Origin of the sequence: Dyella flagellata, from assembly GCF_030160275.1 — a bacterium.
Taxonomy (GTDB): Bacteria; Pseudomonadota; Gammaproteobacteria; order Xanthomonadales; family Rhodanobacteraceae; genus Dyella_B; species Dyella_B flagellata.
Map to the genome: position 1 here is coordinate 60,734 of NZ_BSOA01000008.1, position 13,989 is coordinate 74,722.

Sequence of the window (13,989 nt, forward strand, 5' to 3'; positions counted from 1 at the left end):
CGCTATGACTGGGACGACAAGACCCAGCCGTCGAAGAACGGTTATGGCGACTGGTTCCTGGGCTTCAGCATCGTGGCGAAGATCGGTGCCGTGCCGGCCCCGGCCGCTGCCGCCGCGCCGCCTCCGCCGCCGCAGCCCGATTGCTCCAAGCAGTTCCGCAACGGCGTGAACCTGTGCGACAACAAGTGCCCGGATCTGCCGGAAGGCACGATCGTGGGTCCGGATGGCTGCCCGCAGAAGGTGGTGATCGACCTGAAGGGCGTGAACTTCAAGTTCGACCGTCCGAAGAAGGGCGAGACCAACATCGAGCCGGCACTGGCCGTGCCGAGCAGCGACTCGCTGGCGATCCTGGACCAGGCAGTGGATACGCTCAAGCGCTATCCGCAGGTGAAGGTGATGGTGGCCGGTTACACCGACAGCGTGGGCAAGCCCGCCTACAACCAGGGTCTGTCGGAGCGTCGTGCGAAGATCGTGTACGACTACCTGACCGGTCATGGCATCGATCCGAGCCGTCTGGAAGGCCCGATCGGCCACGGCATGGACAGCCCGATCGACACCAACAAGACGGCCGAGGGTCGCGCCCGCAACCGTCGTACCGAACTGCAGGTTCAGCAGTAAGCGAACCCTTGCAAGCAACCTGGAAAAGCCCGGCATTGGCCGGGCTTTTCTTTTATTGTCTTAGGCGATGACCGTTACACGCCACTCCCCATCCATGGCGGCTCCACGCCACGGGCTCGCACGTGTGCTCAGCAAGCTGGGCGTGTGCTCACGCAGTCAGGCGGAGAAAGCCGTGCGCGAAGGCCGCGTAAGCGTGGATGGCCGCATCATACGCGACCCTGAGCGGGCTACCGATTCCACACGTGAGCGCATTTGCATGGACGGCGTAGCCGTTGGTGCTGCCGAACGCGTCTATATCGCCCTCAACAAACCGCGCGGCATCGTAGTAAGCGCCGCCGATGAGCGCGGGCGCGATACCGTCTACGAACTGCTGGCGAACGCAGGCTTGCCCTGGCTGGGGCCGGTCGGGCGACTCGACAAGGCAAGCGAGGGCTTGCTATTGCTCAGTAACGACAGCGTATGGGCGGCAGGGCTCACCGATCCGCGTTATCACGTGGACAAGACTTACCACGTGCAGATCGATGCGATACCAGACCCTGCTGCGCTTGATCGCATGCTGCAGGGCGTGGAAGACCAAGGCGAACAACTTGCAGCCAAGCGCGTATCCCTGCTGCGCAGCGGCGAAAAGAACGCATGGCTCGAAGTCGTGCTGGAGGAAGGACGCAACCGGCATATTCGCCGCTTACTGGCGGCGCAGGACATCGGCGTGTTGCGTCTGATCCGCATCGCCATCGGTGAGCTTGCGCTGGGTACCCTCGCCAAAGGGCAATGGCGTCATCTGACGGCTGAGGAAGTGGCCGGTCTCGCCGGCTCGTCCGATAGCGATCGCTCTCCCGCTAAAACTGCGCGTGCTTCCGCACGACCTGCAAAGTCCGCTCGATTGCAACGTGATGGCGTGCCGGGTCCAGCACGGCGTAGATAGTATTTTGGCAAGGTCTGCCTGGCTTGCGTAAAGCCATCAGGTCGCCGCGCGCTGCATGATCGTTTATGCAGGCTGCCGGCACGATGGACACGCCACGTCCCGCTGCCACCCATTCCAGCACTTCCTCCAGCTCCTCGAAGTGCGAGGCCACATTGCAGTGTGTGAGGTTCATGCCAAGCGCCTGCGTAAACCAGGTGGCGAATACGTAGTCGCTTTCGTCGTAGGTCACGTACGTGGCGTCGCGTAGCGATTCGACATCCAATGCGGGCGATTGCGACAAGCGAGCTGCGGCAATCAGCACGATTTCTTCCGTACCTAGGGGTATATGGCTGAGCCGCTCATGTGGATCCATCCGATGCACGAAGCCCAGATCGCTGACACCTGTTTCGACATGGCGAACGACCTCTTCCGCGGTGGGATAGCGCATGCGAATGGGCACGTCGGCCAACGGGCCTTCGAGGAACAGCGGTAGCAGTTGATAGCGGCCAAAACCGCTGACCGCCGAAATCCGCAACGGCGGCGAAGGTGACTCGCTGGCGCGGATTTCCTCGCGCAATCTGTCCCAGTCGCGCCCCATCTCGCGGCAGAATGCCAGCAGCCGTTCGCCTGCGGCATTGGGTGTCAATCGACCATTGCTGCGCTGGAACACCGGCATGCCCAGCGCTTCTTCCAGCTTGCGCAACTGATAGCTCACGGCTTGTTCGGTGCGATGCAGGATCCCGGCTCCGGCACGCAGGCTGCCGGCCTCGCAGACTACGCGAAAGGCATGCAGGTAACGCATTTCCACGTTCATGCGGGCGGCGGGCCTGAAAAAATTTTGGGGAATCCGCCAAAAAGATTCGCATGGTTCGGTGAACGGGGGCAAGCCTAGGATGGCGTGGCTTCCTTCATTCCCGGCGAGGATTTCCATGATGTATCGCTTACTGATCGCGGCGCTGGCATGCCTGCTGATCGCGCCCGTCCGGGCCCAGCAAGGGCCTGCCGCGCACTTCTTCGTCTACCAGGTAAACCCCGGTGCACAGGCCAAGTTCGAGGATGGCTATCGCCATCATCTGGGCTGGCACCGCAGCCATCACGATCCGCTGGTCTGGTATGGCTGGACGGTTTCGGACGGCAAGCGCGACGGCTACTTTATTGATGCAAGTGTCGGCGAGCCCTTCGCGGCGTTCGATCATCGTGTCGACGTCGAGCAGGATGGTGCGGACTTCAGGGCCAGCGTAACACCTTATGTCACGCCACAGGCGCAACTCGCCTATCAGTTGCTGCCCGAATTGAGCTACGGCACGCCGCTGGAAAAGCGTCAGCCTAGCGATGCGGTGCAGGTTACGTATTTTGATTTGCGTCCTGGTATGCAATCACGTTTTGAGCACGCCTTGCAGGCGGCGCGGCGGGTGCTTGCATCAACCCCAGCTGCGCCGCCGCACACATGGTATCGATTGGTGAGCGGTGGTGATACGCCGCGATACATGCTGATGGTGGCGCGTGCGAATTGGGCGAGCTATGACGGCTTTCGCAAGGACGTTGCCGATTTGCTGGCCAATGACCAGAACGCTTTACGCGATTTCACCGACGCGGTGCGTTCAAGCAGCACAGAGAGCTGGAAATACCACCCTGACCTGAGCAACTTGCCGTAACGGAAGAATCGCTCCCTCTCCTGCCGGCAGGGGAGGGAGCTGCGTTTTGCAAACGCGACTATCCGCCAATCACACCCAGCGAACGCCCCACCTTGATAAACGCTGCGATCGCCCGATCCAGATGCTCGCGCGTATGCGCGGCACTCATCTGTGTGCGGATACGCGCCTGGCCTTGCGCCACCACCGGATAGAAGAAGCCAGTGACGTAGATGCCCTCTTCGAGCAGGGCGGTAGCCATTGCCTGTGCCTTCTTCGCGTCGTACACCATAACCGGCACGATCGGATGCACGCCCGGCTTGATGTCGAAGCCGGCACGGGTCATCTGCTCCCGGAAATAGCGCGTATTTTCCTGCACGCGTTCGCGCAGTTCGCCTGCCGAATCGAGCATGTCCAATACCTTGAGGCCCGCCGCGACCACGTGTGGCGGCAGCGAATTGGAGAACAGGTAGGGACGCGAGCGCTGGCGCAGCATCTCGATGATTTCCGCGCGACCGGTGGTGAAGCCGCCCACGGCGCCGCCGAGCGCCTTGCCCAAGGTGCCGGTGAAAATGTCGATCTTGTCCAGCACGCCATGCACTTCCGCCGAGCCACGGCCGTGCGGCCCAAGGAAGCCGGTGCAGTGGCATTCATCGATATGCACCAGGGCGTTGTACTTGGCGGCCAGCGCGGTGATCTGGTCCAGTGGCGCGATGAAGCCGTCCATCGAGAACGCACCGTCGCTGGTGATCAGCTTGGTACGAGCCCCCGCCGCATCGGCGGCTTGCAACTGCTGCTCCAGATCGGCCATGTCGCAATTGGCATAGCGGAAGCGCTTGGCCTTGCACAGGCGAATGCCGTCGATGATGGAAGCATGGTTGAGCGCGTCGGAGATGATCGCATCTTCCTCACCGAGCAGTGGCTCGTAGAGGCCGCCGTTCGCATCGAAGCAGGCGGCGTAGAGGATGGTGTCCTCGGTGCCGAAGAACTCGGCGATTTTCTTTTCCAGCTGCTTGTGCAAGTCCTGCGTACCGCAGATGAAGCGCACCGAAGCCATGCCGAAGCCGTGGCTGTCCAGGGCCTCCTTGGCGGCCTTGATCACCTCGGGGTGATCGGCCAGGCCAAGGTAATTGTTGGCGCAGAAATTGAGCACCTTGCGACCGCTTTCCAGTTCGATCTCGGCGGACTGCGGCGAAGTGATGATGCGTTCGGCCTTGAACAGGCCCTGCTCGCGGATATCGTTAAGTTCTTGGGCGTAACGCGCCTGGCCGGGGTAGCTCATGGGACATGCTGCCGATGGGGGAAAGGGGCATTTTCGGCTTTTCGGGCTGCCGGGGAAACCCTCGGCGCATGCAGAAGGGTGGTTGGATTACAGCTGCAATGTCCCGCGTCAGGTCATGGCCCGCCATGCCCCACCTGGAACAGCTTGACTGGATCGTTGTGCTCGACATGGGAGACGAGCCGATTGCGCCCGCTGCGTTTAGCCCTATACAGCGCCGCATCGGCTTCCCGGCACAGCAGTTGCAGTCCGTAACCGCAGGCCTGGGTGGAAACCAGGCCGATGCTGGCAGAGAACGTTATCGCGCAACCATCCACATTCATCGGCGTAGTTTCAATCGCCGTGCGGACTCGATCGGCGATAACCATGCCCTGCTCGTGCGAGCAGCCCAGCAGCAGGATGCCGAACTCCTCGCCGCCAAGGCGGCCGAACAGGTCGTTGGCGCGCATTGGCTGCTTGCAAATAGCGACCGTGTGCTTCAACAAGGCATCGCCGACGGCGTGACCATGGGTATCGTTGATCTGCTTGAAGTAGTCCAGGTCGATGAATACCAGGCAGGCGTCGCCGCGCCTGCGCTCTAGCAGCTGCAAGGCGCGCTGGGCTTCGCCAATGAAGTGCTGGTGGTTGAAGATGCCGGTAAGCCCATCCAGGCGGGCCTGCTGTTTGAAGTGGAGTTGCGAACGCTTGGTGCGCAGCAGCCAGAAGATGACGGATGCCAGGACCAGGAGCAGCAGGGCGATATAGAGGTGGCCGGTCTCGATCGTTTTGGCGGCCAGCGCCTGTTGCAGCTGCAGCAGCTTGTTTTGCCTGCTCAGCTTTTCCGTTTCGAGCTTTTGCGCAAGCATGCGTTGCTGGGCCACATCATAGGCCAGCGTCTTGGCGCTGATATCGTTGAGATGGCCGATATTCTGCGCGGCGTAGTGCTCGTAATAAGTCAATGCCGCCATCGCACGGCCATGTTTCTTTTCGATGCGATAAAGGATTTCGTAGGCATCTTTGAGCGTCCCGTTGATGTCGCCCGGGTCGCTGACAGCCAGGACGGCGAGCGCCGCCTTGCGGGCCTTGTCATCGTCGCCCAGCTTCCAATAAGCCTGGGCGAATTCCTCTTGAACGTTTTGCGTGTGGTAATAGTTCTGGCTGGCAAGAATGCGCGGGGCAATCTGGCGCAGCAAGGCTATGGCCCGATCCGGTTGATCCTCATCCAGATAAAGGCTGGCTTTCACCAGCCAGATGGTGTCGGCAAAAATCGGCTGGCCGGCCGCCCGGCATGCTTCGATCCCGCGCGGAAGTTCGATGCTGGCGGAGTTGAGCTTATGGCTTTGGTAAAGCACGCTAATCAGCATGGCTTCCGGCTTGCACGACGTCTCTCCCGGCGGGAGTGCCTGCAGCATGTCGCGAAAGTAGTTCGCCGCCAGATCGTACTGCTCGGCATAACTGAGTACTTGAGCGACATATAGCCGGACCAGGAAGCGTGCCTGCGTATCCTCAATCTTGGGCAGGTCGGCCATCAGGCGATTGGCCAGCTCGAAGGCTTCCTCGTAGTGCCGGTTGCTGGCCATGGCATTCATGAGGACGGCCGAAGCCTTGGCCACCAGGGGCGGATCGCCGGAGTGCCCGATGACTTCTCGCAGTATGCCCTCGGCACCGGCGTAATCGCCCCGAAAGGCCGCCTGCCAACCCTGCAGATAGCGCAGCTGCCAACGCTCGTGCGGGGACATGCTGGAAGCTTGCTGCTGCAGCGTCTCAAGCAGCCGCAGAAACTGCGGATGATCGGAGGTCCGCAGATCTTCAGCCTGGGTCAGAAGTGCCGCGTTAGGCGGCGTAGATGCAGCGGCACCTATGGGCTGCATGAGAACGCCAAAGGCCATGGCCAACAAAACGGGCCATGGCCAGGAGCGGATCTTCCACCGCAGCATAGGGGTGCCGCCTATCGATCGTGCGGCGGTTTGTCTTGATCGGGCCTGGAGGGTCCGCAAGGATCCTCGTCATGCTCAGGATCCGGCTCGTCGCCGTGCGGGATGGCGTTGGAGCCGTGATCGGATTTCATCGCCTTATGCCCAAATTCGACCGACAGCGGTGCGCGATCTTGGCACATCACGGCGGCTTTCAATGCCTCTGAGGCGTCAGCTAAGGCCAAAGTCTGCGCCAGTTCCTCGGCCGGTGCGTGCCGCAGCTTGGCGTTCTTGCCGATGGTTTCCAGCCATTGGATCGTATCTGCCATGTACTTCCCCTTTCCCCTGTGAAGTCGATTTAAGTGTTGTCTTGTAGCGCTATCTGCCTCATGCGAAGCCGGTTGCCTTGTCCAGCTCGGCCAGGCGCTCGCGCATGGCGAGGTCCGGCTTCAGCGCTAGGGCAGGCGGCAGCACCACGGTGTCTTCCGAGGCCAACGAGATTTCGGGCAAATCACGCAGCTTTACCTTCCTGATGCGGGCCTGTTCGATCGGCAGCGTTGCGCCGTGGTAAACGATCACTTCATGATCGAGCGGATAGTCCCTGGCCAGCCGGTCTACCAGCACTTGGCGGTACGCCGGCCCGGTCTCGAAGCGTGTGAGCGACCAATCGCCGACCAGTGCGGTCTGCCATAGCACCACATAGCCGGCAGGGTTGATGCGATGCTCATAGAAAAGCAGCTGGCTGGCTTCGAAATGCTGGCAACCGAAGCGACCCGGGTCGATACCCACGTCGGCGTAGAGGCAATCCTCGGCGGAAATGCCCGGCTCCATATGCGCCTGGAAACCTTCGGCACGGGCGATCTCGATGGCTTTGTGCGGCGACCAGGCGAAGATGCCGGGATGACCATAGAACACGGCGCAGACGCGCTTGCCTGCGCGCACCTCGGTCAGGATCAGATCCACCCACTCCCGATAGGTTTTCAAGCGGGATTTGCCTTCCGCGTAATAAGGCTGAAGGCTGCGCACGTCGGCGTTCATGCGTTGCAGCCACAATTCCACGAGGTGGTCGGAAAGCGCCGCGAATACCACGTCGGCTTGCTCGATGTGGTCGCGTGCCAAGGGAGTGAGGTGGGAACCCAGGGTCATGCCCATGCCGACACAGGCCAGGCTGCCACGGGCGGTCTCGTGCGATGACGATGGCGCAGTTGCACTCATTACGGAACCTTCCTTAGTGACGCGATGATCGAAATGGCTTGCAGCGGCAGGCGCAGCAACAACGCAACCAAGCAAGGGGTGTGCCTTGTGCCTTGGCCCAAGCCTTGGCCGCGACGATGCAGGCAATTCATGGCGAAACTCGAAGCCAAGCACTACTGCATGCTCTTAAGTATGTCCCCGGACAAGTGCAAATGTGCCGCGTAACGCTACCGAGCCGTGTGACGGGCAAGGTCCACTTTTGACCTCAAGGGAGCATGAAAAGGTTTACGACAAAAGCGCCCGCTCGCGGCTACAGATGCAGGCTGAAATCAGCCCGCGTGCTCTTGCCCTTGTCGTCGATCCCTTTGGCATCCAGCTTCGGCGCCAGCTCGAACACCCGGTTATCGGCGATCTTGCCTTGCAGGTATTGGCGCACCGCATTGGCGCGGCGCTCGGCCAGGTGGCGCAGGGCATCCTGGTCGACCGTCACGTTGGCTTCGAGCATCCTGGTCATTTCCTCGGCAGGCTGTGACTTGGTCAAGCCGATCAAATCGCGCGGCTTATCGAACTTGGCGTGCTTGTAGGCCTTGGTCAGGTATTTGTTGTAGTCGTCGCTGCCCGGCTTCACGGGGGCGGCCTTGGCGGCGGCTGTGCCGATGTCGTCGGCTTCCTCCTTCTGCACCATGTCATCGACCGTGACCTTGCGCAGGCCCTCCTCGTCGACCGATGAATCGACGCGGCCGGTGATGTCCAGCTTGATGTCCGGCTTCTTGTTGAGAATATCCACCACATGCGTGAGCCGGTCTTGCGCCTGCGCATCGAGCACGGCCGACCCAGGTATGAACTCGACATAGTCCAGATCCTGTTGTCCGCCGCCACCGCCTACCGAGGCCAGCAAGCGGAACGGCGAGGTCACCGCGCGCTTGAGCACATTCAGGAAGGCTTGCCAGATCACGCCGCCGAGGCTGAATTCAGGATCGTTGAGCGAACCGGACACGGGGACGTGGATGTCGATGTTGCCGTTGGAATCCTTCAGTAGCGCCACCGCGAGCTTCACCGGCAGATGGCTGATGCCGGGGCCTTCCATGCGATCGCCGAAAGTCAGCTGGTTGAGCACGATGTGGTTGTCCGCGTTCAACTTGTTCTGGTCCAGTTGATAGTGCACATCCATCGTGAGCCGACCCTTGGTGATCGGGTAGCCGGCGTACTTGCCGGAGTAGGGCGTCAGGTGGGTGAGCTCCACGTCATTGGCCTTGGCCTTGATGTCCAGGAACGCCATCGGCGTGAGCGGGTTGATGCCGCCTTCGATGCTCACCGGGGAGGTGTCGTCCAGTTCGCCTTGCAGCGCGACATCGGCCGGCTTGCCGGTGGTATCGGTGCCGAAAGCGCCGATCTTGCCGGCGAGCTGGGTGATGTTGGCGGTGTAATTGGGCTTGATGAAGTTGTCGGTGTAATTGAGATTGCCGTTGGCCAGCGTGATCTGGCCAATATGGATGTCTGCCGGCGGTGTGGCGGAGCTCGACGTGGTGGCAAGGGTTGCCGTGGTCGTATGGCCGCCGCCCGGTGCACGCGACGTTTCTTTTGCGGGTGGTGGCACGCTCTGCTGAGGTGCGACGCCTGCTTGTTCGTGCGTCACAGAAACCGGTGCCTGGGCTGGATTGGATACGACATCCAGCAAATTGAGTCGGCCATTGGCGTTCATGATCACGCGGGCATAGAAATCATCAACCGCAATGCCCGCGACATCGACCTTGGGCGCGCTGCCGTCCATTTGCAGCTTCATCCCGCTGGCCGCGAGCGTATTCCAGCGCAGGAAATCCTCACCGGTCAGCTTGTCCAGCACCTGCACGCGGGTCAGCGCCATGCTGCCCGCATAAGCCATCAAGGCTTGCGGCTTGCGATCGCGATAGCGGACGCGTCCATTCGCACTGAGCTTTGCGCTATCGATGTTCACGTTCAGCGGCACCTGCACCAGCGACGCAAATGGCGCGACATTCAGCTTGTTTGCCACGATGCGCAGGTCGGCGTCCATCGGTTCGGGTTTGACCTGGCCATCGGCCTTGAATGTGCCGTGACCGATGCCGCCGCTCAGATCCAGCTTGACCGGCTTGCGCATGTCGTCCGAAAGACTTTCGAGGCTGAATTTATCCGCATGGATCTCGATGCGTCCCTGCTTGGCGGGCAGGCTGGGATCGGTGAGCGCAAAACTGCTGTCGCCGATGACCAGATGCGCAATGCTCCAATGCCACGACGGCGACGCGGCCGGCTTGCCCTTGGCCGGCGGCGAGGGCTTGCTCAGATTCGCCAGATCCATGTTGCCGTTCTTCAGTCGCTGGGCTTCGATCTTCAAGCCGTGCAAGCTGACGTCACTGAGCTGAGCGGTACTGCTGCCGAGGTCGAAATGATGGACATCTACCGCCAGCGTCTGCCACGCCACCGGCTTGCGGTCTCGTTGCTTCAGCTCGAAATCGTTGACGGCAAGCTTGCTGTTGTCGACGGTCAGGGCAAGCGTCTTGCTCCAGTCGATTTTTTGTTTCGTATCCCCATCCAGGGTGCCGCTGGCGATTTCCGCGTTGAGCGCGGGACCTAACGCCGCCAGCGGCTGCAAGCCGACATGGCTCGCGCTGAGCTGGCCTTCGAAGCGGCTGTTCTTCTCGAACAAGTTGCCGACGGCATGCAAGGTTCCGCCGGCCAGTCCGGCGTTCACATCCACGGCGGCCGGTTGCGCCAAAACGGTGGAAAGGTGACGGACGCTACCCTGCATGTTTTCCAGTTGCAGGTGCACTGGCGTTGGGCCGGTGAGATCGTTGTAGTCGAACGAGCTGCCCTTGAGGGCGAGCGTACCGATCTCAGCATCGGTCGGTGGCGTGCCCGGTTTGGGCGGTGGCGAGTTCTTGCCGAGCAAGGCGTCGAAGTTGGTGTGTCCGCCGGGCAATTTGCTGTAATGCAGGCTCGCATGGTCGAGCTCAAGCATGTTGAAGTGATAGCGCGACTCAAGCGGCTGGACGTCTTGCAATGCGGCGGCAACATGCCCCAGTTCGAGGATCGGGGCATGCTCATGGGTGGTCATGCTGAAGTTGTCCAGCTGCAACGCACCCTGCAGCGCCAATTGCGGGGCCGGCTGCGCCTGCACGAAATGCACCTCCAGCGTGCCCGACAGCAAGCCGCTGGGAATGTCGGCGGGCAAGGGCGCGGGGGAGTAAGCCAGGTACTTGGCCAGGTCCAGGCGATCCAGGTTGAAGCTGATCACCGATTCGCGGCTGCTCGCAAACGGCTTGGTCTGTCCCTGGATCCGCAGTGGACTGCCATCAACGCGCATGGCCAGCAGCGGCTGTACGAAGATGTTGACGTCGTGCGGCAGGTTGGCGACGAACGGAATGCCAAGCTCAAGCTGGTCCACACGGTGCGTGGCATTGAGCACCTTGTCGTCGAAGCTGATGTCGCCGTTGTGAATGCTGATATTGGAAATCGCGAAACGCGTCGGCGCTGCGTTCGGGTCCGCCGGCTTCGATTCGAAGCGCTCAAGGATGTCGCTGAAGTTGAACGTCTTGGGACCGCTGCGCACAATGCGAATCTGAGGATGCTGCAGCGTCAGTTGGTCCAGCACCGGAGCCAGGTGGAAGAGCGAACTCCACGAGGCGTTCACCACCAGCTGGTCGAGATCGACGAAGGACGAAGCGCCATCGCGTTCGCCGATATGCAGTTTGTCCACCGTCAGTCGTATCGTATACGGATTGAAGTGGATCGCGCCGATCGCAACGGGGCGCTGCAACTGGGCGGTCAGCTGCTTTTCGAGCTGGCTCTTGATGATGCCGGGCGCGATGAAAAAGCCGAACAGGCCGAACAGCGCAAGCGCAATGACGATCACCAGCGACGTGATGCGCAGTCGGCGGGAGCGGTACAGGCCTGCTGCGCGTTCGCGGCTGGCCTGGAGCAGCGCATTGGGTGACAGGTTCCGGTTTGCCATGCCGTCGATGCTCCTACCGTGACACAAGCGGACCGATCGTGCCGGCGCAACAAGCCGTGCACTATCCCAAACTTCATGTCGGCACGCTGGCGGGAGTGTAGCGTGCGAGGTAGGAATTGCGTAGAAGCCAGGTCAGGCTTTTTTTAAGAGAGAGGCCGGGGTTACTATCCCGGCCTCCGTCTCGCCATGCTACCGGGATTGGCATCCCGAGCCTGGGCTTAGTGCCAGGAGCAGACCACCTTGCCGCACAGCCCGGCGTCCATCAGGTCAAAGCCCTTCTGGAAGTCGTCGATGTGGATCTGGTGGGTGAGCACCTTTTGCAGCGGGAAGCCGGTAAGCACCATCTGGGTCATCTTGTACCAGGTCTCGTACATTCGGCGACCGTAGATACCCTGCAGTGTAAGGCCCTTGAAGATCACCTTGTCCCAGTCGATGCCGGCGCCCTTGGGCAGGATGCCGAGCAGCGCGATCTTGCCGCCGTGGTACATGCAATCGAGCATGTCGTTGAAGGCGCGCTGGTTGCCGCTCATTTCCAGGCCCACGTCGAAGCCCTCCATGTGCAGGTCCTTCATGACGTCTTTCAGTGACTGGTTGGCTACGTTCACCACGCGTGTCGCGCCCATGTCGGCGGCCAGCTTGAGGCGAAAGTCATTGATGTCCGTGACCACCACGTTGCGCGCGCCTACGTGCTTGGCGATGCCGGCTGCGATGATGCCAATCGGGCCCGCGCCGGTGATCAGCACGTCTTCGCCGACCATGTCGAACTCCAGCGCGCAATGCGCGGCGTTGCCGTAGGGATCGAAGAAGGCGGCCAGCTCGGAGGGGATCTGGTCCGGAATCGGCCACAGGTTGGCGGCCGGCATGGTCATGTATTCGGCGAAGGCGCCATTGCGATTCACGCCGATGCCCACCGTGTTCGGGCACAGATGCTGGCGGCCGGCGCGGCAGTTGCGGCAATGGCCGCAGACGATGTGGCCTTCGGCAGAAACACGGTCGCCGATCTTGTAGCCGGTCACGCCCGGTCCGATCTCCACGACGCGGCCGACGAACTCATGGCCGATGGTGAGGCCGGGCTTGATGGTGCGCTGGGACCACTCGTCCCACTTGTAAATATGTAGGTCGGTGCCGCAGATCGCGGTCTTTTCCAGTTTGATCAGCACCTCGTTCGGGCCGACTTCCGGCACCGGCACTTCTTCCATCCAGATGCCTTTTTCGGGCAGGCGCTTGACCAGGGCTTTCATCGTTTGCGGCATGGGGTACATCCACAGCAGGCGGGGGGAGGAATGCAAGCGACGATTATATCGGTCGATGCCGCGAGGGCTTTACTGCGCCGCCGCATGCGCAGCGGATGGCTTTTCTGCCGTTGCACGAAGCAACGGCGAACAGCCATGCGGTTCGCAACAAAAGGCTAGTCGTTAAACTGTGCAGATGCCTGTTGATCATCGCCCGCTCGCCATCTTCCTCATGGGCCCGACCGCGTCGGGCAAAACGGCGCTGGCGTGCGCCCTGAGCGAGCGTTTTCCACTTGACCTGATCAGCGTGGATTCGGCGCTGGTCTATCGTGGCCTGGATATCGGTTCGGCCAAGCCCGATGCCGCGACGCTCGCGCGCTACCCGCATGCCTTGATCGACATCCGCGATCCGGCCGAGCCGTATTCGGCCGCGGAGTTCAGCGCGGACGCTCTGGCAACCATGCAGCGTGTCGGTGAAACCGGCCGCGTTCCCTTGTTGGTGGGCGGAACGGGGCTGTACTTCCGCGCGTTGCAGCGTGGCTTGTCCCGCCTGCCGGAGGCGGATGCCGAGGTGCGGGCGCAATTGGCAGAGCAGGCCGCGGCGATTGGCTGGGAAGGCATGCATTGCCGGCTGACGGAACTCGATCCGCAAGCCGCTGCACGCATCAAGCCCGGTGACGCACAGCGCATCCAGCGCGCACTGGAAGTGATCCAGCTGACCGGTCAGCCGCTCAGCGCGCAGCAGCAAGGCGGACGCGGCCAGGTTTTCCCATGGCGGGTGCTGAAGCTGGCGCTGGTGCCGGAAGACCGCGCCGCGCTGCACGCCCGTGCCGCCCAGCGCTTCGACAGCATGCTGCGCCAGGGCCTGCTCGATGAGGTGCGCGCGCTGCGCCAGCGTGGCGACCTGCGCCCGGATCTCCCGGCCATGCGTGCAGTGGGCTACCGACAGGCCTGGGAGCACCTGGATGGCCTCTATGATGCGACCCAGTTGCGCGATCGGGGCATCTTCGCCACCCGGCAGCTGGCCAAGCGGCAGATCACCTGGCTGCGCAGTGAGCTGGACGCGCGTGTGCTGGACCCGGAACGGATCGATTTGCCGGGGCGGGCGGTGGATGCCGTAGGGCTGTTCCTAGGTAGGAACTGATACCTGGTTGTAAAGAAGCCGCCGTTATTTCGTTATGTCTTTGTCATGACTTACAAAACTCTTTCATCCTTGATTTAAAAGCGGTTAACATTTGGAAACTCGGGTCGGGGCGCCATTGGCGTCGCTTTTTT

Annotated in this window: 11 protein-coding genes; 4 read left to right on the top strand and 7 right to left on the bottom strand. The window is 61.6% G+C overall.

Annotated elements, in window-relative coordinates; translation table 11 throughout:
- Both QQJ96_RS06050 and QQJ96_RS06055 read left to right on the top strand, forming a co-directional pair.
- Positions 1-618, top strand: a 618-nt coding sequence (locus tag QQJ96_RS06050) for an OmpA family protein (protein ID WP_284331067.1), incomplete at its 5' end; no start/stop codon positions are given.
- Positions 619-712: 94 nt separating this feature from the next.
- Complete coding sequence (locus QQJ96_RS06055; protein WP_284331068.1) at positions 713-1,540, top strand: pseudouridine synthase; 828 nt, start codon at positions 713-715, stop codon at positions 1,538-1,540.
- Here QQJ96_RS06055 and QQJ96_RS06060 read toward each other — a convergent pair.
- A complete protein-coding gene (locus tag QQJ96_RS06060) occupies positions 1,455-2,321 on the bottom strand; it encodes a LysR family transcriptional regulator (RefSeq protein WP_284331069.1) in 867 nt (288 codons plus the stop codon). The genes QQJ96_RS06055 and QQJ96_RS06060 overlap by 86 nt on opposite strands.
- 10 nt (positions 2,322-2,331) lie before the next feature.
- Here QQJ96_RS06060 and QQJ96_RS06065 point away from each other — a divergent pair, with 10 nt between their 5' ends.
- Positions 2,332-3,174 carry a hypothetical protein gene (locus QQJ96_RS06065; RefSeq protein WP_284331070.1) on the top strand — a complete coding sequence of 281 codons (843 nt, stop codon included), beginning with the start codon at positions 2,332-2,334 and terminating at the stop codon, positions 3,172-3,174.
- A 58-nt stretch (positions 3,175-3,232) separates the two neighbouring features.
- Here the strand turns inward: QQJ96_RS06065 and kbl are convergent, their stop codons facing one another.
- The 6 genes from kbl to tdh all read right to left on the bottom strand — a co-directional run bounded on the left by kbl (position 3,233) and on the right by tdh (position 12,735).
- Complete coding sequence (gene kbl / locus QQJ96_RS06070) at positions 3,233-4,432, bottom strand: glycine C-acetyltransferase (protein WP_284331071.1); 1,200 nt, start codon at positions 4,430-4,432, stop codon at positions 3,233-3,235.
- A 113-nt stretch (positions 4,433-4,545) separates the two neighbouring features.
- Complete coding sequence (locus QQJ96_RS06075) at positions 4,546-6,279, bottom strand: tetratricopeptide repeat-containing diguanylate cyclase (RefSeq protein ID WP_284331072.1); 1,734 nt, start codon at positions 6,277-6,279, stop codon at positions 4,546-4,548.
- A 77-nt stretch (positions 6,280-6,356) separates the two neighbouring features.
- Positions 6,357-6,650, bottom strand: a complete 294-nt coding sequence (locus QQJ96_RS06080; RefSeq protein WP_284331073.1) for a hypothetical protein — start codon at positions 6,648-6,650, stop codon at positions 6,357-6,359.
- A 58-nt stretch (positions 6,651-6,708) separates the two neighbouring features.
- Positions 6,709-7,536 (bottom strand): SAM-dependent methyltransferase, encoded by an 828-nt coding sequence (locus QQJ96_RS06085; protein ID WP_284331074.1) that lies wholly within the window; start codon positions 7,534-7,536, stop codon positions 6,709-6,711.
- Positions 7,537-7,825: 289 nt separating this feature from the next.
- Complete coding sequence (locus QQJ96_RS06090; protein WP_284331075.1) at positions 7,826-11,482, bottom strand: DUF748 domain-containing protein; 3,657 nt, start codon at positions 11,480-11,482, stop codon at positions 7,826-7,828.
- A 218-nt stretch (positions 11,483-11,700) separates the two neighbouring features.
- The gene (gene tdh, locus QQJ96_RS06095; protein ID WP_284331076.1) at positions 11,701-12,735 is read right to left on the bottom strand and encodes an L-threonine 3-dehydrogenase; all 1,035 of its coding nucleotides are present in this window, start codon (positions 12,733-12,735) and stop codon (positions 11,701-11,703) included.
- A 175-nt stretch (positions 12,736-12,910) separates the two neighbouring features.
- On the opposite strand from tdh, the gene miaA reads away from it, so the two are divergent.
- Positions 12,911-13,858: a tRNA (adenosine(37)-N6)-dimethylallyltransferase MiaA gene (gene miaA / locus QQJ96_RS06100; RefSeq protein WP_284331102.1), complete on the top strand. Its 948-nt coding sequence runs from the start codon at positions 12,911-12,913 to the stop codon at positions 13,856-13,858.
- Positions 13,859-13,989: the final 131 nt, after the last annotated feature.

What these genes read in the sequence shown, in the direction of transcription:
- QQJ96_RS06055 (WP_284331068.1), top strand. Translation starts at nt 713, where the DNA reads ATGGCGGCTCCACGCCACGGGCTCGCACGTGTGCTCAGCAAGCTGGGC.
- QQJ96_RS06060 (WP_284331069.1), bottom strand. Translation starts at nt 2,321, where the DNA reads ATGCGTTACCTGCATGCCTTTCGCGTAGTCTGCGAGGCCGGCAGCCTG.
- QQJ96_RS06065 (WP_284331070.1), top strand. Translation starts at nt 2,332, where the DNA reads ATGCGGGCGGCGGGCCTGAAAAAATTTTGGGGAATCCGCCAAAAAGAT.
- kbl (WP_284331071.1), bottom strand. Translation starts at nt 4,432, where the DNA reads ATGAGCTACCCCGGCCAGGCGCGTTACGCCCAAGAACTTAACGATATC.
- QQJ96_RS06075 (WP_284331072.1), bottom strand. Translation starts at nt 6,279, where the DNA reads ATGCAGCCCATAGGTGCCGCTGCATCTACGCCGCCTAACGCGGCACTT.
- QQJ96_RS06080 (WP_284331073.1), bottom strand. Translation starts at nt 6,650, where the DNA reads ATGGCAGATACGATCCAATGGCTGGAAACCATCGGCAAGAACGCCAAG.
- QQJ96_RS06085 (WP_284331074.1), bottom strand. Translation starts at nt 7,536, where the DNA reads ATGAGTGCAACTGCGCCATCGTCATCGCACGAGACCGCCCGTGGCAGC.
- QQJ96_RS06090 (WP_284331075.1), bottom strand. Translation starts at nt 11,482, where the DNA reads ATGGCAAACCGGAACCTGTCACCCAATGCGCTGCTCCAGGCCAGCCGC.
- tdh (WP_284331076.1), bottom strand. Translation starts at nt 12,735, where the DNA reads ATGCCGCAAACGATGAAAGCCCTGGTCAAGCGCCTGCCCGAAAAAGGC.
- miaA (WP_284331102.1), top strand. Translation starts at nt 12,911, where the DNA reads ATGCCTGTTGATCATCGCCCGCTCGCCATCTTCCTCATGGGCCCGACC.